This is a genomic window from Serratia sp. P2ACOL2 (assembly GCF_003691565.1).
Taxonomy (GTDB): domain Bacteria; phylum Pseudomonadota; class Gammaproteobacteria; order Enterobacterales; family Enterobacteriaceae; genus Serratia; species Serratia liquefaciens.
Genome location: NZ_CP033162.1, coordinates 1,858,288 through 1,883,558 on the forward strand (window position 1 = coordinate 1,858,288; position 25,271 = coordinate 1,883,558).

Consider the following 25,271-nt stretch of genomic DNA (forward strand, 5'->3'; position numbering starts at 1 on the left):
ATGACCGCACGAGTGATGACAATGGGGGGCTATCCCGTTGAGGTGTCGACCCCTGGGGACAGTGGAGGCGGGGCGGTAACATCAGACCAGATCACCGACGCCACTGATATCGGTAAGAAAGTACTGACCGCTGCCGATGCGGCTGCTGTTCGGCACGATATCGGGGCCGGTACTTCTGAACTGAAAGTCGGGACGGCAGCCACGGACGCCAAGCCAGGGGATTACAAGCCGGCTTCGGCGGATATTAGTGATGCCAGCGATATTGGTAAGCAGATCCTCACGGCCAAAGATGCGTCCGCCGTCAAAGCGCTGCTGGGGTTGTAATGGCAGCCACGGTGCGCGGGGGCGCCGCGTTTAAACAGCGCCTGGCGCAGATTGCTTCAGACCTCTCTTCGGGCAAAAGCCTGAAGGTCGGTTTTTTGGCTGATGCGACCTATGACGATGGAACGCCGGTTGCCCTGGTGGCCGCGGCGAATGAGTTCGGGAAAATGGTTGTGACGCGGGAGGGCGAGTCCTATTTCCAACTGCCGAGGCCATTTTTCCGCAATATGATTTCAGCCAACAGTGGGCAGTGGCCGGGGGATTTCTCACAGCTGATCCGTTCATCAAATTATGATACTCGGATAGCGTTGGGACTGATGGGCGAACGGATCAAGAACCAGTTGCAGGGTTCCATTCGTGAGTTTAATTCGCCGCCACTGGCCGAGTCGACCATCAAGAGCAAAGGGTTCGACAAACCACTGATTGACACTGACCACATGTTGAACAGCGTAGATTATGCCGTTGATGGAGGTGATGAGTGAATTTGCACGGAATTGTGTCGCGCGCTGTCGGTGCGATTAACCCCTTCATTGAGGCGCAGATTTTCAAATCTACCGGCAGCGTCAAAAGCGCGGATTACTCCCGCGTTCCGGGCTATGCCGATCCTGTCCCGATGATGGTACAGAAACAGGCCGTTACCCAGGGCGATATCCGCCACCTGGACAACCTGAATATTCAGGGGGTGTTCTCTTCGATATACACCAATGGCAATTGGTGCGGCGTTAATCGGCCGAAAGATCAGGGCGGCGATAAGTTTGTGATCGGCGATGAAACCTGGCTGGTGGTGTCGGTACCGGAAAACTGGCCGGACTGGACGAGGGTGATTGCATGTCTACAGACGTAACGCTCTCGATAACAGAAAGCGATCTCTACAAAGCCCTTGGGGGATTCCTTCAGGGGCTTTTTGTTGGCGTCGAGATCGAGCGGACACAGCAAAATGGCATTCCCATGCCACAGGGGGAGTTTATCGCGATGACTTCGCTTAATTCGGCTGGGTTGTCCACCGGGATTGTTAACTACAGCGCGCCTGTATCTGCCGGTATGGGGCAGCAGCATATTACCCGTACGACACGGTGGGATTGCCAGTTGGATTTTTACGGTGCCGGCGCTGAACGTAACGCCTTGCTGCTGGCCACACTGTTTCGTTCTGAATATTCAACCGATGCTTTTCGCCGGGGTGGGGCAGTTCTGACGCCGCTCTACTGCAGTGACCCAAGGCAGACAACCATGATCAACGGCGAACAGCAGTATGAACCACGCTGGACGCTTGACGTTCAGGCACAAATAAATCCGGTGGTCAGCGCACCGTTGGCATTTTTCGACAACGTGACGATACACCCTATTCCAGTGGAGTCTCTCGATGGCAATTCCAATCAGTAAAGACGTAAAAATAAATCCCGGCGTATTAGCCGCCGTCGGGAATGCAGTCGATCTTAATGGCCTGCTGCTGACCGACAGCCCCTATGCACCGATCGGTGATGTGGTCTCATTTTCTTCGGCTCCGGATGTTGCCAGTTACTTTGGCGGCGAATCCGACGAATACACGATGGCAGTAATGTATTTTCAGGGATTCAACAACGCGACCAAAGCACCCGGCATGCTGCTGTTTTCGCGATTCAACATTGCGCCGGCCGCCGCCTGGCTGCGTAGCGGATCGTTCAAAGGCGTCACCATTGAGCAATTGAAAAAACTGTCCGGTACTTTGACGCTGTCCATCAATGGCAAAAAAACTGATGCTGATGTCAATTTCACCAGTGTAACCAGTTTCGCTGAGGCCGCGGCATCCTTGCAAACGGCATTGACCGCCGCAGTGGCCACCGTCACGTACGATACGAACCAAAACGCTTTTATCATCACCGTGGCGGGTGCCAAGCCGGAAACCACAGCGATCACCTTTGGCAGCGGAACCGCAGCGGAGCCGTTGAAGTTTACCAGCGCGACCGGTGCGGTATTGTCGCTGGGGGCCGCGGCGGCAAAGGTGGCGGATACTTTCTCGGGGATCACTGCCAAGTCGCAACAATGGGCGGGATTTTCCACGGTGTTCGAATGCAAGCCTGAACAGCACCTGGATTTTGCAGCCTGGGCGAGTGGTCAAAATAAACGCTATTTCTATGTTGCCTGGACGACGGACGGCAACGCCCGGGTGAAGGGCAGTACCGACCATATCGCTCACCAGATCATTACTGTAAACAACTACGGTAGCACTGTTCTGGTGTCGGCGTTGGATGTGAAAAAAACGGCAGCGGTGTTGGGCTATGCCGCAGCGCTGGATTTTGTGCGTGTGGAGGGGCGTGTACCGTTCAAGTTCCGTGAATATGACGGATTGGCCGCTGATGTGACCAACGAAACGGATTATGACGCGCTGATCGCCAACGGGTACAACTTTTACGGCAAGTATGCCGCCAACAATATCGTCGAGGATTATTGGGCTGATGGCACCATCACCGGCGATTTCAAGTGGCTGGACAGTTTCGCCGGGCAGATCTGGCTGAATGCCAACCTGCAAGGGGCGGTACTGGCGCTGTTCAAATCCAACAAGACGATCCCTTACAACAACGCGGGCCGGGCATTGGTGGCGACATCGATGGCCGATGTCATTGGGCAGTTCAAGGCCTGGGGCGGTATTCGTGCCGGCGTGACCTTGTCTGCTGCACAGAAGTTGGAAATCAGTAATGCCGTCGGGGAAGACGTATCGGCGACGATTTTCGCCACCGGCTATTACCTGTATATCGGCGATATGTTGCCTGCGCTGCGTGCCGAGCGAACCAGCCCGAGCTGCTCACTGTGGTATAGCGACGGTGGCAGTATTCAGAAACTTACCCTGGCATCGACGGAGGTCCAATAATGTCCGGTAACACTATCACTTCTGCTGACGTGATTATCACGCTGTCGGTAATGAATCTGTATCCAACGGGCGTACAGCTGCAGGGCTTTGCCGCAGATAACATCTATGGCACTGATGCCCTCAGCCTTGCCGAGACAGTACGTGGTGCCGACGGCAAGCTGTCGGCGGGATTTATCTACGGCAATATCAACCAGACGTTCTACATCATGCCGGACTCGGAGAGTCGAGATGTGTTTGACACCTGGGCCACGACATCGCGCGCCAGCGTAGCGGTTTTCCGCTGCAACGCCACGGTGATCCTGCCTGCGTTAAAACGTCAATATAAATGCGTGAATGGCGTGCTGAAACAATGGAAAGCGCTACCGGATGCCGGGAAAATTTTGCAGGCCAGCCAGGCGATTATTGAGTGGGAATCTATCACTGCGGAGGCATTTAACTGATGGCACGAAAAGAGAAATACATCACGATTGAGAGTGAAAATCGCGATCAGGGGAAAGCCTTCCATGTGAAGGAAATGCCTGCGTCACAGGCGGAATGGTGGGCCATGCGTGCGTTGATGGCGATGGGGCGTGGCGGTGTTGAAATCCCGGATAACATACGCAACATGGGCATGGCCGCGATGGCGGTCGAAGGGTTGAAGGCCATTTCGAAAATTCCTCCGGAAGAAGCAAGGCCGTTGCTGGATGAGTTGATGATGTGTGTGCAGGCAGTGCCAAACCCTGCGGATAAATCCGTGGTTCGCCCCCTGATCGAGAGCGATATCGAAGAGGTGGCAACGCGCCTTAATCTGCGCGCTGAGGTGTTCAAACTGCACGTGGATTTTTTCGCTACCGCCGGCCGCTAGATATTCCGCCTCGCTTTGCCAACCCGGACAGGCCTTTCGGGCTTGTCGAATACACCAACGTTCCGCACACCATTGCAACCGTGATTTCTGCCGACAAAGCTACGAAATCTGAGTTGGACGCGGTGCTTGGTGTGCAGGACATGTGGGATCTGTTGGAAATCATCCAGGTGGACGCGCATAACGCGCGCGTAATGCAGGAGGGGAAATAGTGGCAATGATCCTTGATGAACTCGTCCTCGCCCTGGGTATTGACGACAAAAGTTTCCAGACGGGTGAGCAGGCGGTGGTTGCGGGACTTGATCGGCTGACCGCGGTGATGGAGAACGTGGCGCAGGCGTTTGACACCGGCGAAAAGAAAAACAGTGAAGCGCTGGATAAGACCGGCAAGAAGGCAGAAAAAACCGCGAAGGACATGGAGACCAGCGGCAAGAAAGCGTCGTCGTTTTTCTCCAGCATTCGCACCCAGGTATTGGCACTGGCCGGTGTCACATTATCCTTGAGCGGTCTGAAAGGCTTTGTCACCGGATTTACCAATAACCTGAACCAACTGGCGAGGGCGGCCGATGCTTTTGGTATGTCGGCGAAATCACTGGATGGATGGACCAAGGCGGGTGAAGCGTTTGGCGTCAGCGCCAATGAAATTGTCGGTGCCTTTTCGCGTATCAACGATGCCAAGGCGCGTTTAAAGTCTGGGCTGGGGTTGGATCCTCAGCTTCAAAGCCTGCTACTGGCCGCCAACCAGGCTGGCGCTAATGTCGATCTCGGCCGGGATGGCACTGAAGACATTGTCCGCAAACTAACGGCAGCGTTTCCGAACCTTAACAAGGACCAACAGCAGGCCTACGGTAGCGAGCTGGGATATGGCTATGCTGCACAGCAATGGATGGGCTCGGGGCATGCTTTACAGGACGTAGACCGCTTTACGTCGCGTTCCGGTGTCGATGAACAGTCCATTGCGGCGGCAAAGAAGTTTCGCGAGCAATGGGCGGAGATTAGCCAGTCGTTTGAGAAAACGGGTTATATCCTGTTTAACGCGCTGCTGCCCTATATCAAGCAGTTCAATGACTGGCTTAACGACCTGGCCACCTGGATGACGCAGCACCCGGATGAAATCAAGGCGGCGATACAGGGTGTGCTCGATGTTCTATCCAGCGTTGTCGGTATCGCCAGCGAGGCGGCCAAAGCCATAGGTGGTTGGCAGAACGCCATTTTGCTGTTGGTGAGCGCCTCAGTCGGAGGAAAGCTACTTTCACTGTTTAAGGGGCTTGGCGGGGCGATTATGGGGCCTGCTGGCCTTATTGCCGCGCTGGTGGCGCTGGAGGAGTTTGTCGTTAAGCCGCTGGAAGAAAAGTATCCGGCGCTGAAAAATAATCCCGTCGCGGACACCCTGAACAATTTGCCATTCAGTGACATGGTTGATGGATGGGGGAAATCTGCCCACGATTGGTTCCAGGAAAAAACCGGCATTAACATACCTCGCGGTGACGGCTACGGACAAAGCACCGAGCCAGAGCAGCACGCACAGGCAGTTCGCCGGCCGCAGCCAACGAAAGAAGGTGAGGCGTTGTTAGGCTGGCTGCAGCCCAAGCTGAGCAAACTGGAGGAAACATTCAAGTTACCGCCTGGCTTGTTACGCAGTATCGCGATCACTGAATCAGGCGGAAACCCGGAGGCGGTATCTGGCGCGGGTGCCAAAGGGCTGTTTCAGTTTATGCCTGATACGGCGAAGGACTTCGGATTGAAGGGGCGGGATGTTTACGACCCGGAAAAATCCGCGCAGGCCGCAGCCCGGTATATGTCGCAGCTGATGAAGATGTTTGATGGCGATTTGGGCAAAGCTCTGGCTGCTTATAACTGGGGGCAGGGTAACGTCATGCGTAAAGGCCTTGGGGCAGCACCAAAGGAAACGCGGGAGTATGTGCCGAAGGTGCTGGCCAACCTGCCTCAGCCGGGCGCTGGAATGGCCGCGCAATCGCGTCAGCCCGCAGCGGGACCTCAATCCACCGTCACCGAAACCACCCATATTGGCACGCTGCAGGTGATGTCGACCGCGGACAACGTTAAAGGGATCACGGACGACGCCAGGCAGAAGATTAACCGCTCAAGCCTGGTGGGCGCGTATGCATCGGGAGTATCGACATGAGGTTCTCACTGAATCAGGCCACCGTACTTAATGCTGTTCGTGGCGGTGGCCTGTTATCTGTCGTCAACAGCGTGCTCTCTCCGGGGTATGGTATTTATTACGCTTCCGGCGACAGTGTCGGCACAAAACCTTTTTCGCCGACATCATTTGTTGTGATTGAGGTTGGAGGAGAGGCAACTATTGGCACTGCACCGATAGAAAAAGGGGGCTACACCTCATATAACAAGGTGCAGCGCCCAGCCGAACTACACATCACTTTTACAGTGGAAGGCTGGACCGGGTTTTCCGGAGCAATTCCAAATCTGACCAATCTCACGCTGACCTCTCGCTCGGATGTGCTGGCCACGTTGGAAACCATGCGTACAACGGCCGAAGTTTACGATATTGAAACCCCGGACAAGACCTACTCTTCATATGACCTGACCAAATATGACTACCGGACCCGAAGCGACGGCGGGCCGACGTTGTTGACGATAAATGCGGTTTTTCAGGATGTGCAGGATGTAGCTGAAGTGACGGTCAGTAGTGAAACCTCGCAGGCGGGCACAACCAATAATCAGATCACCCAAGGGGCAAGCGCCAACACGGAGAATGTCACCTCATCAACGAGTGGCTCAACCCTGTCTGATGTGAAAAAGGCGGCGTCGGGGCTTCAGCGCTCTACCTCGGAGCTGGTGGGGACCATTACTGACAAGGTTTCATCTGCGGTTGAGGATGTGACCAAGTCGCTAGGTGAAGTAACCGTCAGCGCAACGCAAAAGCTGGATGCTGCGGTTAAGCAATTGGCGGGGAGTTTAACCTGATGCTGGAAATTGTACTCAAGCCCCTCAAGTCTCAACGGTTCACCGTCTCCCTGAATAATCAGGCATGTGAAATTCGTTTGGCACAACGTACCACGGGGCTATATATCGATCTGACTATTAACGGCACCCCCTGTTTGCAGGGGGTGTTGTGCCTGAACGGTAACAAGATCGTGCGTTACGGCTACCTGCCATTCGCCGGCGAATTGTTTTTCGCAGACTTGGCGGGGAGCGCGGATCCTGAATGGTCGGGCCTTGGTGAGCGTTTCAAACTTTACTACCTGGCACCGGAGGAAATGCCGTGAGCTATCAGCAGCGAAAAATCATGATTGAATTTACCCTGGCAGAGGGAAAGAAATTCGATGACCGAGGCAATGTATTGACCATTCAGAATGCCCGCTGTTACGTGAGCCTGGCGGCTTATGGAGGAATTGCTGGCACCCAGGTCACATTGTACCTGTGGGGATTGATACCCCAGCAAATGGCTGCGTTGAGTTACAAGGGTATTTGGATCGATGGGGCCAAGCCTAATCGCGTTCGCGTCTGGGCCGGCGACCGGCAAATTTTTGAAGGCTTCATCAGCGACGCCTACGCCGATTACAACCAGGTACCGGACGTACCGCTGATCATTACTGCCAACATGATGTTTTATCTGCGGGCGAAAAAGGTGTCGCCGTTTAGCGCAGAGGGCACGGTACCAATAGACGACATTCTGATGCCGCTGGCTTCTTCTGTAGGACTCAAGTATGAAAATCAGGGGGTGAAACGCTCACTGCCTGATCCCTATTTGCAGGGTGATATCACGCAGCAGATGTTGGAGGCGGCCCGGGCCGTTGACGCAGAGATCGACATCAACGTTGAGCAGGTCACCATCTGGCCAAGAGGAATGCCACGTAAAGAGCCGACGCTGCTGGTATCACCAGAGCATGGGTTGATCGGTTACCCCATATTTACCAACGTGGGACTATGTATTACGACCCTTTTCTCGGCCGATATATTCATTGGGCGCAAACTGTCACTGGAAACCTCACTACCGAATGCCTCCGGGCAATACGCGGTCATCGGTGCCGTACATACGCTGACCTCGTGGGTAGAGGGTGGGCAATGGAGCACTGCAGGCGATTTATTGCGTCAACCGGGAGGGTGAAGTGGATAATTTTCACGTTAATGGCGCGGACTTGAATGGTGACGTCAACGCACAGGAGTTTGTATTGCGTCAGTTTCTCGGGCGCCATGTGTTTATCACGCTGGGCCAGGTTGTGAAAGCCAAGGGAGAAAGCGTCGATATTCGTCCGATGGTGATGTCGGTTGCGGGTAACGGCTCGCCGATCTCACATGAGGTGATTTATAACGTGCCGGTGTGGAGGCTTCAGGGGGGACAGAGTGCGGTGATCATGCCACCCAAAGCGGGCGATATTGGCTTTATCGCGATTTGTGATCGGGATATCAGCGCGGTTAAAACCACTCGTCAGCCGGCAATGCCAGGATCAAAGCGAACGCATAGCCTGTCGGATGCGCTTTATCTTGGCGGGGTGCTTAATGGCGCGCCGGTGCAGTTCGTCGAGTTTGCCGATCAGCAGATCAATGTTACTTCCCCGTGGAAAATTACACTGAACGCGCCCGATGTTGAAGCCAACGGAACGGGGAGTTTCACTGTCAATTTCCCGAAAATAGCTCTTAATGGCGAGACGGAAGTGAGTGAAGGCTTTACCGCCAAAGGTAAAACCGACTTGTCTGGCGGCGCCACCATTGATGGCATTGAGTTTGGTAATCACGTGCATGGCGGTGTGCAATCGGGCGGCTCGCAGACGAATAAGCCAGAATAATCAGGCGTTATCCGGGGTTTCATCTTTTACGGCGAGTCTTTCAGCCTCTTTCAATAGTGCGATCGTTGCGTCTAGATCATGCCCTTTCACAGTGACTTTTGTGCCATTTTTCATTGTTACTTCAAAAAACTTGCCTTTATTCCTGGCTATGAAATAGCCAATGGCGGCGCTTAGGCAATTCATTGCGGCAGGAGACTTTGCCACCTCGACAATCAACTCCACCCACTGAATGGGCTCAGCGGAGTCGAACGCTAGCGTGACGTGATGGCGATAGTCAATCCCCCAAACCGTCAGCGCATTTTCCACGAGTGTTACATCTGAACGGGGTACCGAGAAAATGAGACTGTCCATAGAGTACGGATCCTCAAAATTTACCAACATGAAAGAGGCTTTTAGACTTATAGCCGCCGGGTTTCTACTGCTGTTGGGGCGAAAGATAGTTATCCATCAAGAAATCAACAGTCAGCAGATTATTGATGCTCTGAGGGATGGTTGCGAGAAAGCGCGACAATCGGGCACTTTACAACGAACTCAGGCTGGCGAAAACCTGACAAATGATCAGTAATTTGCAGGTGGAGATATAAAATGCAAACCCGATCGCTTCTTCTCGATACGAACACCTGGGATTTGATGCTGGATGATACCGGCAATATTGCCATTACGGACAATCCCTATGCTGTTGCGCAGGATGTTGCTTGCGCCTGCAGCACGTTTTTGGGTGAGTGCTGGTATGACACCACGCTCGGTATCCCGTATTACCCGCGTATTCTTGGCCATTGGCCGGGGACGCAGCTGATCAATACCAAAATGCAGCAGGAGGCGATGAAGTTGCCGACAGTATCGTCGGCGAGCTGCACGGCGGTATCCGATGGTGATCGCCGCATAGGCGGTGTCATGACGATCACTGATACTAATTTTAACGAATACACGGTGCTGTTATGACGGATGAAAACACCAATTACACCACCGCAGTACCGGCGGTCACGTTTTCAAAAACGGGGCTGCTGGTGCCGGATGAGGTAGATATTTTAAACGGCCGCCTGGCCGACTTTTCGACCGCCCTGGGGAGTTCGATGGGCACCAGTCTGACGAGCCCGCAGGGACAATTGGCGATGAGTGACGCAGCAATTATTGCCGACAAGAACGATCAGTTACTGGCCATTGCGAATCAGGTCAACCCAGACTACAGCAGCGGGCGGTTTCAGGATGCAATAGGGCGCATCTACTTTATTGACCGTATCGGCGCTACAGGGACGACAGTAACCGGTACTTGTTCGGGGCTCGTGGGCACGCTGATCCCTGCCGGCAGCATGGCGCAGGATGAAGCGGGATATCTTTTTATCAGTCTGTCAGACGCAACGATTGGCGCCACTGGCAGTATTGACGTTGTTTTCCAGAACCTCACGACAGGGCCGATAGGTTGCGCCATTGGCGCACTCAGCAAAGTCTACAAAGCGATCCCAGGCTGGTCCGGTGTGAGCAATCGCGCCGCTGGCGTGCCGGGGAATAATGAAGAGAGCCGGGCTGACTTTGAGCACCGCCGACGTAACTCTGTAGCCAATAATGCCCGGAACACGCTGAATGCTATTAGAGGCGAGATCCTTTCAAAGGTCGCCGGAGTGGTGGATATCTATGTTACGCACAACCCCACACCGGCAGAAAGGAAAGTTGGCGCGTCGAACTACCCACTGAAAAAGAACTCGTTCTATGTGGGTGTGTATGGCGGGAAAGCGGAGGACATCGCTGGTGCTATTTGGCGCAAGGGGCCGCCGGGGGTTGATATGAATGGTGACCAGTCTTACACCCTTGCGGATACCGACGGTTATGATCCCCCATATCCTGAGTATGTGATCACCTGGCAAGGGCTAAAGCCGGTCAGTGTTTATGTGAAGGTTAGCCTGAGAAAGAGCGAGTATTTGCCGTCAGCCATTAATGAACAAGTACAAAAATCTGTTGTTGATGCTTTCAATGGTGCCGATGGCGGTAATCGGGCGCGTGCGGCGGCAACGTTAGCTGCAGGGCGTTTCTATGCTGGTATTTACGGTATTGATCCGGCGAACGTCGACATTCTCGGTATAACGCTGAGCAGGAACGGCAGCGCGTACAGTTCATCGCTCACGTTTGGCATTGATGAAATCCCTACGCTGGATCCGAACAATATCAGCGTGGAGCTGAAGGAGGTCTAAATTGCAGAATGTGGCCGCCACTGTCCTTGCACAGTATGCTGCCAGCCCCCGCCTTAACGCCCTGATTGGCAGTTTCAATGAAGCTGTTGCCCCCGATAAGTTCATCACTGATTTTTACGATCTGATCTGGAACATCGAAACCGCAGAGACCTATGGCCTCGATGTGTGGGGAAAAATTGTGGACGTAAGCCGACGGCTGACGGTGGACGACGATTTTAATTATCTGGGGTTCAGTGAGGCGCGGATTGATACGCCAACGCGGACAGATCCCCGCCCATTTGACCAGGCGCCGTTCTATAGCGGTGAGAGCACAACGCAGACCATTGAACTTGCGGACCCGATCTATCGCCGTCTGATCATGATGAAAGCCATGAGCAATATCACCGATTGCTCAATACCGAATATCAATCGGATGTTGCGTTACATGTTCGGCGATCGGGGGCGCGCCTATATCCAGAACGACGGCGGAATGAAGATGAGCTATGTGTTCGAGTTCGAACTGTCGACCGCCGAGCTGGCTATCGTCCAATCTTCCGGGGCGCTGCCTGCGCCGCCAGGTGTTAACGTTTCAATAATTCAGAAGGCATAAAATGAAACTGACAGATAAACCGCGTCAGATTGCAGTGCCGTTCGCCAGCGGTACTGCTGACAAAAACACGATCCCCAATAATGCCACACAGGAAACCAAGGAGAAGGGCAATGCTGCCTATGACTCGGGTTTTCCGCCGCTAACTATGACTGCTATCGCAGCGGGCGGTATTCCGCCACACGGGAAGGATTTTAACGGACTGCTGAATGATATTACTGCGGCAATCCGCTTTTCGCAGGCAGGCGGGCAGTACACCTTTGATTCAGTTTTTGCCCAGGCTATCGGTGGATATGCTAAAGGCGCGACGGTTTTAAGTGCTGACGGCTCAAAAATATGGTGGAGCACAGTTGATGCAAATACCACAGATCCAGATGGCACCAGCGCTGCAGGCTGGAAAAACTTGCTTGCCGATCCGGCAGGGCTGTTCTTACAAAAAGCGCAAAACCTAGCGGATTTACAAAACAAAGCTGAAGGCCGAAAAAATCTTGAGTTAGGTACGGCTGCCACAAAAGATGTTGGTACTGATGTGGCAGGACAGGTACTGACCGTGAGTAATTATGGGTTGTCCAATACTTTGAAAGCCCTTACCGACGTTGACTTGAACACGATTCAGACCTTTGGGTTTTATGTAATCCAAAATCCAGTAAATGGGCCTGCTGGAAGCATTGGCGGCTCCTTATTCCTGAATGTGGTGACGTGGCAGTCAGGGACTGGAACGGCGGGTTATCGAGTTGCTCAAGAGGTCATCGGTTATGGGCAATCTGGCAGCACGGGTAATAGAGTTTGGCGGCGAACCTGGACGGGGAGCGTCTGGAGTGGATGGATTGAGTTTTATTCAGAAGCCCACAAACCCAGCGCTTCTGATGTCGATGCTTATACCAAAAAGCAGTCTGACGACACTTTTGTTCATAAATCTGGCGATACGACAAAGTGGCTCACGGTCACAGATGGGTTAGACACAGGAAATGATGTAACCGTTGGTAGAACACTCTTCGTTAAAGGCATGGAGTTTATTGTAAAGCAAGGGTTGCAAGACCCGGTGGATAACTATCGGCAAACTAACGGCATGCGGATTCAAGGCGCAGGAAATTTGTTTGTTGATATATATCAGGCTGAGCGAATGGGTGAATATCACTTTCTTGGTATTCATGTGGCTAATGGTGGTGCTGATGGCTGGTATGAATTTAGGAATGATGGCTCATTCAGTGCCGGGGGTACTGTTGGCGCAGGGGGAAGCAATGGAGGTAAACTTTATCAAGATGGGAATCTGTCTGGCTCCATATGGGGAGGCTATCTCAGTAACTGGCTTAACCAAAATATTTCTAACGCACAAAATAACGCGCAAAACTGGGCCTATCAGAATTTAGTCAATGCAGTTCGACTCTCTGGCCGAACCGTTCAGCCTGACACGGGGGGACGAATCGATCTCCCGTCGGGATGTGTTTACACCGGAATGTCTGGGGCCAACTACGGGCCTGGATCGTGGGGGGCATATTCTGCCATCCAAGTTTTGATTAATGGACAATGGGCCACTGTAGGAACGGTATGATTATGAAAAACTTGAAAAACCTTAAACAGTACACTCCCACCGAACCAGCATTAGGCTCTGCGGTAGCTTATCTCCGTGATGAAGATGGCAATGATTGGTATGAAAATCAGCAGGAGTTTGCCGCCGATACCCTGAAAGTTGCTTATGATGAAGAAGGTATCATATGGGCTGTGGCACGTGATGTTTCTATGCTTTGGCCGATTAATTTATCTGTTGTTGAAGTGAGTGAGGAAATTGCGCCGCGTGGGCTATCAGACACCGGGAAATGGGTTTTCAATGGTAAAAAAATCATTCCCCGTATCTACACCAAAGAAGAATACAAGGCGCAGGCCCAGGCACAAAAGGAGTTACTTTTGGACGAGGCCAATAAAAAAACACAGGCTTGGCAAACTCAATTGATGTTGGGGATAATTACTGATGCTGATAAGGCATCTCTTATTTTGTGGATGGAGTACGTGCAGAAGGTTCAGGCTATTGATACACACCTGGCAGATAAAGTTGCATGGCCTAATCCACCGCTCTAAAACAAAGGCCCTCGGTAGGGAGGGCCGTTTTTAAAGTTATTAGTTTTTACTGTAACCCAAGGACACTATGACTTCATTATCGAAAAAGTAAAGTGAATAGTCCTTGTTAGATAAAAAAGGTTTGATGCCTTTACCTACTATATAGGCAAGTTTGTTTTTATTACTTTGCTCGTCACCATAACCATGCAGGGTTTGTGGTAAGCCTTTATTAATTAACTGGAATGATGCCAAAAATTCAGATGCAGGACTAAGGAAATAGCCTATTAATGGTTTGTTATCCATCAATAGCCTTGCCCTCTCGTTAATGTTAACTTGACCGGTTGTGCCAATAAGTTTCACATCAGGGTGATTTATGATGTCTCTGGATATCATGTTAAATACAAAGTCTTCATATTCACGCTGCGATTTCATAGCGCTACTTAATTGAGCACTAAAAGCAAAGGCTGTAATCAAAGGTATTAACGCAAGGTGTTTTATTTTTGGTGCAAGCTCAACGATTGAAGTGGCTATAATCACAAACAGAACCGAGAATGATATTAATGTCCTCGGGAAAACGGGTGAGTCCCTCAAAAATATTGTTGGGCCTAATAGTGAAGTTAAAAAAATAAATGTAGAAATAATTGCCAGTGTTGAGGTTGAAATTAGGTTGTTGTTTTTAATTGATTTTTTTATTAAAAGTGCAATTAAAAATAACGTGGGAATTAAAAAGTAAATATACACAGGACCATGAAAGTAAGATGCAACGATTTCATATAAACTTTTCACAGTGCTAACTAGTGTTCTATAGCCATCAGTATCTGGGGTTATTAGTTCTGAGCGAGAGTTGCTTTTTGTTGAAAATAGCAACATGTAAATAATGTAAAATGAAATGAATTCACAAGCTTTTCTTGCGACAAGCTTCGTAACGTGATGTATCTCTAAGTGGTTTTTAAGTCCAAATATAAAAACATCTGCAGCAAGTAGACCTATAAATATATTTGCACATGGTTGATATAGGGTTAACGCAAGTACTCCGGAAACTATTTTTACTGCCACTTCACGGATTTGGTTTGTGTTGCTATAAGTGTAGGCTAAAACAGAAAGGAAAAAAGCCAAAGCCATACCAAGGGAATCATATCTATAGGCGATATTTTGCAGCATGTAAGGATTGAATATCAAAAACGCAGCGACGAAAACAGGATGTTGAACATCCATTCTGGTTAGGTGCTTTTTTAACAATAAAGATGACGCCCCTATGAACAGACAGGACATAATCATTGTGTACGGGAATAGGTCAAGATTATAGTGACCGCTTGCAGATAGTATTTTCATTAGGATATCAGCCATGGGTCTTCCTAGCCCTCGCCATCCATATTGCCCGGTGATAGCCCTATCTAAGTCATCCCTGTAAAATACCCCAGACTGGATAAGGGGGTATATGAATAACAGAGCCAAGCCTGAGTACAGTGCTAATGTTTTTTTGTCGTTTTTGCAGATCATTTAAAATTCCGTCTCACTTTTTCACTATATAACGTGGCCTACATTTTGTTTCAATATAAATCCTACCGATATACTCACCCAGGACGCCTATTCCTATGAGCTGCACTCCACCAAGAAAGAGGATGGAAACGATGATAGATGGATAGCCTGCTACAGGATTGCCCCAAATTATTTTATCTAAAATCATCCATGTGCCATATAGGAAGGATAAAGTTGCAACGAAAAAACCAAGGTATGCCCATATCCTAAGTGGGAATGTTGAAAAGCTGGTTATTCCCTCAATGGCCAAGTTCCAAAGCTTCCAACCATTGAATTTGCTTGTGCCGGCGATGCGTTCAGCTCTGTTGTATTCTACAACGTCCACCTTACCACCAACCCAACTTAATATTCCTTTCATAAATAAATTCCTCTCTGGAAGTAGTTTGATATTATCTACCACCTCTCGAGACATAAGTCTAAAATCACCGACATTTTCCTCTATTGCAGGGTCGCTTATTTTATTGTGAATTCTATAAAACCACTCTGCACTTTTACGCTTCATTCTTCCATCACATTTTCTATCTATGCGCTTTGCTAAAACGACCTCTGCACCATTCTCCCATCGCTGAATCAATTGTGGGATTACATCTATTGGATCTTGCAAGTCAACATCTATAGGGACAATCACATCACCAGTAGATGACTCTAATCCGGCGAAGAGGGCTGGCTCCTTACCAAAATTACGTGTGAAGTTTATAGCCTTCACATTTTCATCTGCCAACGATAAAGAAGAGATAATGCTTTCTGTTTTATCTGAACTACCATCATTAATGAAAATTATCTCAATGTTATAATTTTCAAATGGTTTATAGTCGCGCACGGATTTATAGAAAACAGGTATTGTTTCTTCTTCATTAAATACAGGGACTACCAAGGAAATTTTCATTAATCATCCTTGAAAACAAAAAATTTAGAGTAAATGAAACCGCAGAATAGACTTACCGCAGAGAAAGTAACTAGCGTAATAATTGGTTTTACATCCATTTTATCTGCCAGCCAGCCCACCAAGAATGCCATGCTACCCATAAACAACACATACACCACGTATCGGAATGCTGTTGCTTCTGATTTGAATGTCCACCTAGCGTTTACAAAGAACGAAATGGTTACTGCGATGCAGAAGGCAACAACGTTAGAGAGTGACTGTGAGGAGCCGCCAAGCAGCATGAACGCAAAAACAGCCCAATGAGCACAGGTGTTCATCACACCTACTGATGCATAACGTAAAAAGGTATTCAATGCGCAAAATTCTTAAAATTTGATTTACTGTATTTTGCCACTGCGTCATGCTGAAGGCAAAGTTTTCTAGCCCATGTACATGAGAACATTATGTATTGATGTTTAATGCGGAACTTTCAGAAACGTGTGGCGCACCATACGTACACATTTACAGAGCAGCGGGGATGAACAATGGAAACTGATGAACAACGTGCAATGTTCATAGCCAACGAGATTGGAGCCGCGGTGATCGATTTGATTGCTAATGGCGTGGTGGTGAACCGTCCTAATATTACTGACTATTTAGAGATGAAGCGGAAAAACGTTGGCAACACGCTTTACAAAGGTGTGTTGCGAGATGCGGCAGCCCTTGTTCGGGATAAGTAGTGGAAGGTCAGAGTTCTGTCGCCAAAGTGAAAACTCGGTCTCTCGGGGCTCTTATGCATGGTATCGTTCAGAAGATGGGTTTCAATCATGCGATAACTACATGAATTTATAGTGTACAATTATTAATCCATGTTCTGATTTTCTACGTAACTTATTGTTTTTAAGAATGTAAGCGATGAATTTAAAATCCCTCGGCTTATGGCTGTGCGGGTTCAAGTCCCGCCCCGGGTACCAGGAAAATAAATTCCAGAATAATCAAAGCAATAAGTAGTAATGTCGTGACCGCCGGAAGGCGGTTTTTTTGTGCCTGAAATTCCATTTCGTCATATCACATCATAATATTCTTCTGCTATCACTGTTATCTTGTTGTCGGGCAAGGACCATTTTTCAAGACGCTTGGTAAGAAGTGATCTATAACCAGAGAGTGCAATAGATAAGGAGTGTTGGATGAAAGGGGGATTATTTTTATTGGCGATTGTCATGCTATCTGGCTGTTCAGGGTCTTTTGGATCGATTCTGGGCGTGATCCCGCAAAGCTCCGATGTTTGCCCACAAGGGAAAAATGCGATTACCGGCGAATGCCGTTAGTTCGCATTATCGGCTTTTTGTCGGCCTAAACCCTGCGGCCAGCCTGAAACTATGGCTGGCAAGCTAATCAAGCCATATCCGGCTGTTTGATCGCTGTGCCGATCGCCGGATACTGCCTGTTACGGGCGTTAGAACCTAGCCTCCACTTCCCAGTAGCGGAAGCCTATCCGCACTGCAGTTTGCCACCCACATCACGGCCACGACGACGGCGATGGAAATGATCGCGCACAGATCCGATTTGCGCATGTTTCTCCTTAGCGAGCGTTGATCCCAATAACCTCAATTGCTGCTCTGTGCAGTTTCTGACAGTACTCGTCGGGTTGTCTTTCGATTTCAGCAATGAGATAGGCGAGAATGTTTTGCTTGCTGATGGGTTTGTTCGCGGAAAGCACCTGAATAACGCCTTTGCCGAGCAGGCTGTATATTTGTTCACGGTATGTCTCAATATCTCTATCGTGGAGACCGTAAAGGGAGTAATCGATCATAGAATTTTACCGCTGGTGAAATTTAAAGTGCCAGCCGAAGCTGGCAGAGAAGCCATTAAAAAAATAAAGTCGTGCAAATTTCACTTAGGGTGATATCTAAGTGGAATGTTAACGATAACGTAGTAAGAATATTCCCATCAATAGGCAGTTGTAAGCCAAACCGCTAATTAGGAAAAACCTCAGGCCAGCGCCGCAGCGGTGATATTTACCGTTGAAGGCCCAGCAAACGGCGCTGTGGCAGAGACTCAATCTTCCGTCTGTGACCCCAGGCTTTCGGGCAATAACTGCGCCAGCAGCAGGTCGAGAGTCAGCATCAGTCCATAGCGTGCCGTACTGCCGCCGCTGAGCGGCAACACCTTATCCGCCAGCCCGGCCAGCGTAGTGCCCGCAGGGGTTAGGGCGATGCGATAAGCACCGGTCGCGCCGGCCAGTTTGGCCGCGTTCAGCAAATCGCTGTTTTCCCCACTCATAGACAGCAGGATCACGCACTGTTGCGTGCTGAGCGTGGAGGCCGTCATGCGCATCAGCGCCGCGTCCTGGCAGATAAATGCAGGGTAACCCAGGCCCACCAGGCGCTGTTGCAGCTCATTGGCATAAAGCGCCATGCTGTTTACGCCAAAAATATGTACGCTCTTGGATTGGCTCAGCTGCTGGCAAGCATCGATCAGCGCTGCATGTTCTACTTGCTGCAGCTGTTGATGCAAGGTGGTTTCCACGTCGTTGACGCGCTGTAGCCACAGCCGCGGTGGGCCATTAGGCGTGGCTTGGACGGTCAAATAGCGTGAGCCGCTCACGCTGGCCTGAGCCAGTTTCATGCGCAGATCGCGAATATCGTCGCAGCCAATGGTTTTGGCAAATCGGGTAATGGTGGCCGGGCTGACCCCCGCTTGGCTGGCCAGCAATTCGATGGTGGCGGAGGAGGCGAAGGCAATATCGTCCAAAATGGTCTGTGCGACTTTGGCCTCTTGCTGACTGAACTGATTTTGTCGTGCGCGGATCTGATAGACGATGTCGCCAATATCTTCACAACCGATGGATTTAGCAAAACGGCTGAGGGTGGTGGAGCTGACGCCAGGCAGTTTGCCGATGCCGGCCGCGGAGGCAAAGGCGATATCCATGCCGCCGAGCACGGGTTGGGCTACCTCAGTAGGAGGAGGTGTTGCCGTCGACGGGGAGCGCATTAGCGCGATAAAGTCGTTAAGATCCTGACAGCCAAGGGATTGGGCAAAATGAGCGACGATCTCAGTGCTGACACCTGCTCGCTCTGCCAATTGCTCAATGGTTGCTGTTGATGTAAACCCCGGGTTGTCCAGTATGGCTCGGGCAACTTTTGCTTCCTGGCGGCTGAACGGATCCTGGCGAAACTGAATGTGGTAAACGAGATCCATGACTGCAGTGTCCCTTCTGTAATGCCAACCGGCGGTCTGTGCTTCAAATTAGCCTGTTTTTCACACGGCATAAAGCGATAACCAGAAGAATAAGCTAATGAAAATAATTTTCAATCAGGACAGATTTGAAACGAGATGCTCTTCGCATTGTTTATCAGGTAGTGATTTATCACTTTGTTTTTAAACGTTAAAGACAGGTTTTAAATTTTGTGGTTATGAAAAATCAGATCGCCGATCACAGTGTTGAAAAAAATTTTCACGACGAAAATTCTTTAATGCATTGTTTTTAAAGGATTATCCAAAAGTCATAATCAAATCGTATGGAATCAAGGTATTTACAAGCGTGTTACGGAACTGTTTTATATTTGCATCGCCAAGTGGCTAACAACCGGGATACTGAAAATGCAAACCATCGTCTTATGCTGCGCAGCAGGCATGTCGACCAGCATGCTGGTACAAAAAATGAAAGCTGAGGCGCAAAAACGGGCGCTGGATATCGTGATTGAAGCCGTGCCCGTGGCGGATTTCGAGCGCATCGTCGAGCGTGCGGACATTGTACTGCTGGGGCCGCAGGTGAAATATGAACACGCACGTCTTTGCGAACTTGCTGCGCCCTTGGGTAAAACTGTCGCTGTGATCGACATGATGGATTACGGCACTATGCGTGGAGACAAGGTGCTGGATAAGGCACTGGGCTTGTTAGCCTGATAACACCCTGAGGGGCTTGGCCCCTTTTATCCTTTATTTATTCATCGACCGCGGGTTATTTCATGACTCTCGGCGGGATCGCTGCGCCTGAAATAAGGCCGGGGAGGTGATGGTGGATTTGGAAACTAGCGTTATGGAGTTGCTGGTCCATGCCGGCAGCGCTCGCAGTTCGCTGCTTTCGGCGCTGCAGCTGGCACGTCGCGGTCAGTTCGCAGCCGCAGAGATTAAGTTGGAAGAGGCGAAGGCCGGCATCGGGAGGGCGCACGGCATGCAGACGGAGCTGATTGGCATGGATGAAGGGGTTGGGAAAATACCGGTCAGTCTGATTCTGGTGCATGCGCAGGATCATTTGATGAACGCCATGCTGATTCAAGATCTGGCCACCGACATGATCGAGCTTTATCGCCGTTTACCGCAGGGGCAAAGCAATGACTAAGATAACCGTAATTGGCGGAGGCAGCAGCTACACGCCGGAGTTGGTCGAGGGGCTGATCGCCCACTATCAGGACGTCCCGTTAACCGAACTGGCGTTGGTAGATGTAGAGTCCGGCCGCGAGAAAGTGGGCATCATTGCCGAACTGACCAAAAGAATGCTCAAGCGCAACGGGCTGGAGCAGGTGGTGGTGTCGGTACATTTCGAGCTGGAACCGGCCATTCGCGGTGCCAGCTTTGTACTGGCTCAACTGCGGGTCGGGCAACTGGCAGCCCGTGCTGCCGATGAACGCCTGGGTTTGAAATACCAGCGTCTGGGGCAAGAGACCACCGGTGTCGGTGGTTTCGCCAAGGCATTGCGCACCATTCCTGTCATGCTGGAAGTGGCGCGTACCGTAGAAGCGGTAGCGCCGGACGCCTGGATCATCAATTTTACCAATCCGGCCGGTATTGTCACCGAAGCGGTCTCCCGTTACAGCAAGGCGAAGATTATCGGCTTGTGCAACGTACCGATCACCATGCACCACATGATCGCCGACATGCTGAAGGCACCTCATGATCAGGTCGATCTCCGTTTTGCTGGACTGAACCATATGGTGTGGGTACATCAGGTAACGCAAAGCGGCAGGGATGTGACCGCCCAGGTGTTGGAGATGCTGAGCAATGGCGAAACGCTGTCGATGAACAACATCAAGGATCTGCCTTGGCCGCCGGCGTTTTTGCAGGCGCTGGGTGCGATCCCTTGCCCATATCATCGCTATTTCTACCAAACCGCCGGCATGCTGGAAGAAGAGCTTGAAGCCGCTGCGGCCCAGGGAACCCGTGCTGAACAGGTGATGAAGGTAGAGGCAGAGCTATTTGCACTGTACGCCGACCCAACGCTGGATAAAAAACCGGAGCAGTTGAGCTTCCGTGGCGGTGCCTTCTATTCAGAAGTTGCGGTCGAGCTGATCCGTGCCATTCACAATAACAGCGGCAAGGTGCTGGTGGTGAACACCCGCAATAATGGCGCGATTCAGGGCCTGCCGAATGACGCAGTGATTGAAACCAACTGCGTGATCGACGCACAGGGCGCTCACCCGCTGAGCTTCGGGCCGCTGCCGCTGGCCATGAACGGGCTGACTCAGCAGGTGAAAGATTTCGAACGTTTGACCATTGAGGCCGCAGTGCATGGCGATCGTCACAGTGCACTGTTGGCGCTGGTGGTGAATCCGCTGATTGGCGGCGTCGGTATCGCAGAATCTTTACTGGATGAGGTGCTGAACCTTAACCAAGCCTATTTGCCGCAGTTCAACTAAGTCGATATTCCATAATAATAATCACGATGCCGGCTTGGCCGGGCAGGGGGAATGATGGCGGGTTTAAATAGCATTCTGGAACGTTACGTATTGCCGACGGCGTTAAAAATCGCCGGGCAAAAACACATTTTATCGGTACGCGACGGCATAATTCTCAATATGCCGTTTATGTTGATCGGGTCATTTTTCCTGATCTTCGCCTACTTACCGATCCCGAGCTATGCCAACCTGATGGGGGAGGTATTCGGTGCGGCCTGGCGCGACAAGCTGTTGTATCCGGTCAAAGCGACCTACGACATCATGGCGATTATCTCCAGCTTTGGTATTGCCTACCGGCTGGCGGAAAAATACCGTGGTATGGACCCGCTCAGTACCGGTGCGGTTTCTTTAGTGGCGTTCATCATGACCATTCCTCAACACACCCTTTTTGCCCCGGTGAAAGGTGCCGCGGAGCAGATTGTCAAAGGCGTGCTGCCGATGAACTTTATCGGCAGCCAGGGATTGTTTGTGGCAATCGTGGTGGCGCTGTTGTCGACGGAAATCTACCGGTTCGTGCATAACCGCAATCTGGTGATCAATATGCCTGAAGGGGTGCCGCCAGCGGTGGCGAAATCCTTCCTGGCGTTGATTCCGGGATTTTGCGTACTGGCAGTGATCCTTCTGCTGCGCCTGATCGTCGAAGCCACGCCGTTTGGCGATATCAACACCATGATCGCTACGCTGATCGGTATCCCGATGCATCACGTGGGCGGAACGCTGCCGGGAATGATTTTCTCGGTGATCCTGATTGGCCTGTTGTGGACGTTGGGGCTGCACGGTGATGCCATCGTATTGGTGTTCATTCAGCCGGTGTGGTTGGCGAATATGTCGGAAAACCTGGTGGCGTTTCAGAACAACCAGCCTATTCCACACATTATTACCCAGCAATTTTACGATTTATGGATAGCGCCCGGCGGAACCGGTGCCCTGTTGGGGTTGGTGATCTTCATGCTGGTGCGCAGCCGTAGCGCGCAGATGAAGCAGTTGGGGAAAATCGCCGCGCCGGGTTGCCTGTTTAATATCAGTGAGCCCATGGTGTTTGGCATCCCGTTGGTGATGAACCCCTACTTCTTCCTGCCGTTTATCCTGACACCAGTGGTGCTGGTGATCGTGACCTACAGTGCGATGGCAACCGGTTTGGTGACGCCGCCGGTTGGTATAGCCTTACCGTTTACCACGCCGATTTTCATTAGCGGCTATCTGGCAACCGGAGGCCATATTTCGGGAACGGTGATCCAGGTGGTCAATCTGCTGATTTCAATGGCAATTTACTACCCGTTCTTCCGTGCCTGGGATAAGCAGAAGTACCGCGAAGAAAATCAGGCCGCGGCATCGGCACCCAGCGCTGCGGTTGGTGAACAATCCCTGACGCCATAGCGGGATAAACCATCTTCCTGCGGCAGCGCACCTAACCGCTACCGCAGGAAGGATAAAAGCCGTTTTGCACACGAATTGTTACATCATAACAACGTTATTTTTCTCCGCGCTGGCAACGCCCGCCTAAATTACCTGTCAGATAACCACCCAGTAGCAGGGGGAGAGAAACTCTCACAACAACCTGTATCTGGCAGATGGCTATGAACTCACATTGGCAGGAATGGTATCAATAATGCAGAAGTTCCGACGTTGGACCCAGTTGCAGGTCTCTTTTTTTATCGCTTTCTATCTCGGTGTATTACTCAATATCCCTATTTTTTATCGTCGTTATCAACAGCTTCATAACGATAACCTGTTGTCGATTGGCATTGAAATTGTCGCGGCCTTTTGCCTCGTATGCTTTATCACGCTGCTTATCTCCTTTTTGGGGCGCCGGTTGTTTCGTGTTTTGGCCACGCTGCTGGTCCTGAGCTCGGTTGCTGCCAGCTATTACATGGTGTTGTTCCACGTCGATATCGGCTACGGCATTCTGGCGGCGGTGATGACCACCGACGTTGATTTATCCAAAGAGTCGGTAGGCTGGCATTTTGGCGTATGGATGGTGCTGGTGAGCCTGTTGCCGCTGCTGTTGATTTGGCTGGCCCCGATGCACGAAGCCGCATTCAAACGCGGCAATCAGCTGGCATTGGTCAAAAAAGGCGGGATTATGCTGGCCGCTGGCCTGTTCTGCTGGCTACCGCTTCAGTTGATGGGCCAGGTGCAGGATCAACACGACCGTGAAAATAATCAGATGATGGCCAGCTATGGCGGGGTCGTTGCCGGCAGCTATTCACCGTCTAACTGGCTTTCGGCCCTGGGGCTGCTGACTTACAGTTCCTACAGCCAGGCGGAGGACAGCCGGAATCTGTTTGATCCGGCGGCGCATTTCACCTACCAGCCGCCAAAAGACGTGAATGATCTTTATGTGGTATTCGTGATTGGTGAAAGTGCCAGACGCGATCATATGGGGGTTTACGGTTACCAGCGCGACAATACGCCGAATCTAGATAAGGAAGCCAACCTGGCGGTGCTGCAAGGCTATTCTTGCGATACGTCAACCAAGCTCTCTCTGCGTTGCATGTTCGTCAGAGAAGGCGGGGCATCGGAAGAGCCGCAGCGCACACTGAAGGAAATGAACGTCTTCTCGGTGTTGAAGAAGCAGGGGTTTTCCTCCGAGCTATTCTCTATGCAAAGCGAAGCCTGGTTTTATAATAAGACTCAGGCGGACAGCTATGCTCTTCGAGAAAGCATTCAGGCGGAAAAACGCAATGCCGGTAAACCCGTTGATGATATTGCGTTGATCGATGAACTGCAGGATTCGCTGGACCGCCATCCTCAGGGAAAACACTTGGTGATTTTGCATACCAAAGGCTCACACTATATGTACACCGAACGCTATCCGCGGGCTTTTGCTCGCTATCAGCCGGAATGCCAGGGTATTGACGATACGTGTTCAACGGAATCGATGATCAACTCTTACGACAACAGCCTGTTGTACACCGACTATGTTCTTGAGCAGGTGTTCAATCAGTTGCGCAACCGTAACGCTATCGTGTTTTACGCCTCTGATCACGGTGAGTCGATCTCGGAAAATATGCATTTCCACGGCACGCCGCGCGATCACGCGCCGAAAGAACAGCGTACCGTGCCAATTATGGTCTGGGCATCCGACAAGTTTCTCAGTCAGCCCGATCACCAGGCGGCATTTAATCAGTTAAAGGCGCTGCAAAAGGCAAAAACGCCGGTGTTTCATGAAAAGCTGTTCGACAGCGTGCTGGGTTGTATCGGCTATACCTCGCCGGACGGCGGGATTGTGAAGCAGCGTAACTGGTGCCAGGTCAACTGAGTTGCCAGCCGTATGACTAACCGCCGAAAGGCGGTTTTTTTATGCATTAAGCTGGCGGAAAGCTCCCTTAACGAAGACTCTCAATCCAGTGGAAGATCCGCGCCAGGGCGTGCGTGATATCGCCAATGTTAAATAACGCGCCTATCCATATCGCAATCATGATGGCTACGGCAATAACGATCGGCATATCCATTCTACTCATTGGCTATCTTCTTCAATGGGTTAACTTGATTTCAAGCCTAGCATCAAACCTCGCCGGGATAAAATATCAGGCTAATAGTGCCAAAATCCGGTTTGCCGAAATCGCACTGTGGCCGCTTA

The 25,271-nt window shown here is 51.0% G+C and carries 31 protein-coding genes; 24 read left to right on the plus strand and 7 right to left on the minus strand.

The features are described 5' to 3' along the window. The 13 genes from EBA31_RS09075 to EBA31_RS09135 are packed head-to-tail and all read left to right on the plus strand — an operon-like array spanning position 1 to position 8,779. Positions 1-324, plus strand: coding sequence for a hypothetical protein (locus EBA31_RS09075; protein ID WP_122078495.1), 324 nt, complete (start codon positions 1-3; stop codon positions 322-324). Continuing rightward, positions 324-803, plus strand: coding sequence for a hypothetical protein (locus EBA31_RS09080; protein ID WP_122078497.1), 480 nt, complete (start codon positions 324-326; stop codon positions 801-803). Before EBA31_RS09075 ends, EBA31_RS09080 begins: the two co-directional genes overlap by 1 nt. Continuing rightward, positions 800-1,165, plus strand: a complete 366-nt coding sequence (locus EBA31_RS09085; protein WP_122078499.1) for a hypothetical protein — start codon at positions 800-802, stop codon at positions 1,163-1,165. The genes EBA31_RS09080 and EBA31_RS09085 overlap by 4 nt, the downstream gene beginning before the upstream one ends. Beyond that, the gene (locus EBA31_RS09090) at positions 1,150-1,701 is read left to right on the plus strand and encodes a hypothetical protein (protein WP_122078501.1); all 552 of its coding nucleotides are present in this window, start codon (positions 1,150-1,152) and stop codon (positions 1,699-1,701) included. Before EBA31_RS09085 ends, EBA31_RS09090 begins: the two co-directional genes overlap by 16 nt. Beyond that, on the plus strand, positions 1,682-3,166 hold the full coding sequence (locus EBA31_RS09095; RefSeq protein WP_122078503.1) for a DUF3383 domain-containing protein: 1,485 nt from the start codon (positions 1,682-1,684) through the stop codon (positions 3,164-3,166). Before EBA31_RS09090 ends, EBA31_RS09095 begins: the two co-directional genes overlap by 20 nt. Further along, complete coding sequence (locus EBA31_RS09100) at positions 3,166-3,606, plus strand: hypothetical protein (RefSeq protein WP_122078505.1); 441 nt, start codon at positions 3,166-3,168, stop codon at positions 3,604-3,606. Before EBA31_RS09095 ends, EBA31_RS09100 begins: the two co-directional genes overlap by 1 nt. After that, the gene (locus EBA31_RS09105) at positions 3,606-4,010 is read left to right on the plus strand and encodes a hypothetical protein (RefSeq protein WP_122078507.1); all 405 of its coding nucleotides are present in this window, start codon (positions 3,606-3,608) and stop codon (positions 4,008-4,010) included. Before EBA31_RS09100 ends, EBA31_RS09105 begins: the two co-directional genes overlap by 1 nt. A gap of 2 nt (positions 4,011-4,012) precedes the next feature. Further along, complete coding sequence (locus EBA31_RS27050) at positions 4,013-4,219, plus strand: transcription elongation factor GreA (protein WP_122078509.1); 207 nt, start codon at positions 4,013-4,015, stop codon at positions 4,217-4,219. Continuing rightward, positions 4,219-6,153: a transglycosylase SLT domain-containing protein gene (locus EBA31_RS09115; protein WP_122078511.1), complete on the plus strand. Its 1,935-nt coding sequence runs from the start codon at positions 4,219-4,221 to the stop codon at positions 6,151-6,153. Before EBA31_RS27050 ends, EBA31_RS09115 begins: the two co-directional genes overlap by 1 nt. Next, on the plus strand, positions 6,150-6,956 hold the full coding sequence (locus EBA31_RS09120) for a phage baseplate protein (protein ID WP_122078513.1): 807 nt from the start codon (positions 6,150-6,152) through the stop codon (positions 6,954-6,956). Before EBA31_RS09115 ends, EBA31_RS09120 begins: the two co-directional genes overlap by 4 nt. Beyond that, entirely contained in the window at positions 6,956-7,258 is a 303-nt protein-coding gene (locus EBA31_RS09125) for a hypothetical protein (RefSeq protein ID WP_122078515.1), read from the plus strand. Before EBA31_RS09120 ends, EBA31_RS09125 begins: the two co-directional genes overlap by 1 nt. Then, positions 7,255-8,100, plus strand: coding sequence for a hypothetical protein (locus EBA31_RS09130; RefSeq protein ID WP_122078517.1), 846 nt, complete (start codon positions 7,255-7,257; stop codon positions 8,098-8,100). The genes EBA31_RS09125 and EBA31_RS09130 overlap by 4 nt, the downstream gene beginning before the upstream one ends. 1 nt (position 8,101) lies before the next feature. Beyond that, positions 8,102-8,779, plus strand: a complete 678-nt coding sequence (locus tag EBA31_RS09135; protein ID WP_122078519.1) for a Gp138 family membrane-puncturing spike protein — start codon at positions 8,102-8,104, stop codon at positions 8,777-8,779. Here the strand turns inward: EBA31_RS09135 and EBA31_RS09140 are convergent, their stop codons facing one another. Continuing rightward, the gene (locus EBA31_RS09140; RefSeq protein WP_122078521.1) at positions 8,780-9,130 is read right to left on the minus strand and encodes a hypothetical protein; all 351 of its coding nucleotides are present in this window, start codon (positions 9,128-9,130) and stop codon (positions 8,780-8,782) included. 234 nt (positions 9,131-9,364) lie between these two features. Between EBA31_RS09140 and EBA31_RS09150 the strand changes: the two genes are divergently transcribed. Genes EBA31_RS09150 through EBA31_RS09170 form a run of 5 tightly spaced genes read left to right on the plus strand, consistent with a single transcriptional unit; the run spans position 9,365 to position 13,627 of the window. Continuing rightward, a complete protein-coding gene (locus tag EBA31_RS09150; RefSeq protein WP_122078525.1) occupies positions 9,365-9,721 on the plus strand; it encodes a hypothetical protein in 357 nt (118 codons plus the stop codon). Next, complete coding sequence (locus EBA31_RS09155) at positions 9,718-10,965, plus strand: baseplate J/gp47 family protein (RefSeq protein WP_122078527.1); 1,248 nt, start codon at positions 9,718-9,720, stop codon at positions 10,963-10,965. The genes EBA31_RS09150 and EBA31_RS09155 overlap by 4 nt, the downstream gene beginning before the upstream one ends. A 1-nt stretch (position 10,966) precedes the next feature. Continuing rightward, a complete protein-coding gene (locus EBA31_RS09160) occupies positions 10,967-11,554 on the plus strand; it encodes a DUF2612 domain-containing protein (protein WP_122078529.1) in 588 nt (195 codons plus the stop codon). Position 11,555: 1 nt separating this feature from the next. Next, on the plus strand, positions 11,556-13,103 hold the full coding sequence (locus EBA31_RS09165; RefSeq protein ID WP_122078531.1) for a pyocin knob domain-containing protein: 1,548 nt from the start codon (positions 11,556-11,558) through the stop codon (positions 13,101-13,103). A gap of 2 nt (positions 13,104-13,105) precedes the next feature. Next, positions 13,106-13,627, plus strand: a complete 522-nt coding sequence (locus tag EBA31_RS09170; protein ID WP_162302877.1) for a tail fiber assembly protein — start codon at positions 13,106-13,108, stop codon at positions 13,625-13,627. Positions 13,628-13,666: 39 nt separating this feature from the next. On the opposite strand, the gene EBA31_RS09175 is transcribed toward EBA31_RS09170, so the two are convergent. The 3 genes from EBA31_RS09175 to EBA31_RS09185 are packed head-to-tail and all read right to left on the minus strand — an operon-like array spanning position 13,667 to position 16,384. Beyond that, positions 13,667-15,106 (minus strand): glucosyltransferase domain-containing protein, encoded by a 1,440-nt coding sequence (locus EBA31_RS09175; RefSeq protein ID WP_122078535.1) that lies wholly within the window; start codon positions 15,104-15,106, stop codon positions 13,667-13,669. A 13-nt stretch (positions 15,107-15,119) separates the two neighbouring features. Continuing rightward, entirely contained in the window at positions 15,120-16,031 is a 912-nt protein-coding gene (locus tag EBA31_RS09180) for a glycosyltransferase family 2 protein (protein WP_122078537.1), read from the minus strand. Next, entirely contained in the window at positions 16,031-16,384 is a 354-nt protein-coding gene (locus EBA31_RS09185; protein ID WP_122078539.1) for a GtrA family protein, read from the minus strand. Before EBA31_RS09185 ends, EBA31_RS09180 begins: the two co-directional genes overlap by 1 nt. 171 nt (positions 16,385-16,555) lie before the next feature. Between EBA31_RS09185 and EBA31_RS09190 the strand changes: the two genes are divergently transcribed. Next, the gene (locus EBA31_RS09190; protein ID WP_122078541.1) at positions 16,556-16,750 is read left to right on the plus strand and encodes a hypothetical protein; all 195 of its coding nucleotides are present in this window, start codon (positions 16,556-16,558) and stop codon (positions 16,748-16,750) included. Between the two features lie 842 nt (positions 16,751-17,592). Here EBA31_RS09190 and EBA31_RS09195 read toward each other — a convergent pair. Continuing rightward, positions 17,593-17,823, minus strand: coding sequence for a biofilm development regulator YmgB/AriR family protein (locus tag EBA31_RS09195; RefSeq protein ID WP_020826240.1), 231 nt, complete (start codon positions 17,821-17,823; stop codon positions 17,593-17,595). A 245-nt stretch (positions 17,824-18,068) separates the two neighbouring features. Then, complete coding sequence (locus EBA31_RS09200; RefSeq protein ID WP_122078542.1) at positions 18,069-19,211, minus strand: MurR/RpiR family transcriptional regulator; 1,143 nt, start codon at positions 19,209-19,211, stop codon at positions 18,069-18,071. A 402-nt stretch (positions 19,212-19,613) separates the two neighbouring features. Between EBA31_RS09200 and EBA31_RS09205 the strand changes: the two genes are divergently transcribed. From EBA31_RS09205 to eptB, 5 genes are all read left to right on the plus strand, one after another. Beyond that, positions 19,614-19,919 (plus strand): PTS sugar transporter subunit IIB, encoded by a 306-nt coding sequence (locus tag EBA31_RS09205; protein ID WP_122078544.1) that lies wholly within the window; start codon positions 19,614-19,616, stop codon positions 19,917-19,919. A 109-nt stretch (positions 19,920-20,028) separates the two neighbouring features. Next, positions 20,029-20,355, plus strand: a complete 327-nt coding sequence (locus tag EBA31_RS09210; protein ID WP_020826243.1) for a PTS lactose/cellobiose transporter subunit IIA — start codon at positions 20,029-20,031, stop codon at positions 20,353-20,355. Further along, positions 20,348-21,649: a 6-phospho-beta-glucosidase gene (locus EBA31_RS09215; RefSeq protein ID WP_122078546.1), complete on the plus strand. Its 1,302-nt coding sequence runs from the start codon at positions 20,348-20,350 to the stop codon at positions 21,647-21,649. The genes EBA31_RS09210 and EBA31_RS09215 overlap by 8 nt, the downstream gene beginning before the upstream one ends. A 54-nt stretch (positions 21,650-21,703) precedes the next feature. Then, positions 21,704-23,065: a PTS cellobiose transporter subunit IIC gene (gene celB, locus EBA31_RS09220; protein ID WP_122078548.1), complete on the plus strand. Its 1,362-nt coding sequence runs from the start codon at positions 21,704-21,706 to the stop codon at positions 23,063-23,065. Positions 23,066-23,297: 232 nt separating this feature from the next. Then, positions 23,298-24,950, plus strand: coding sequence for a kdo(2)-lipid A phosphoethanolamine 7''-transferase (eptB, locus tag EBA31_RS09225; RefSeq protein ID WP_020826246.1), 1,653 nt, complete (start codon positions 23,298-23,300; stop codon positions 24,948-24,950). 67 nt (positions 24,951-25,017) lie between these two features. Here eptB and EBA31_RS27160 read toward each other — a convergent pair whose 3' ends face one another. Beyond that, positions 25,018-25,152, minus strand: a complete 135-nt coding sequence (locus EBA31_RS27160) for a hypothetical protein (protein WP_020826247.1) — start codon at positions 25,150-25,152, stop codon at positions 25,018-25,020. Between the last annotated feature and the right edge of the window lie 119 nt (positions 25,153-25,271).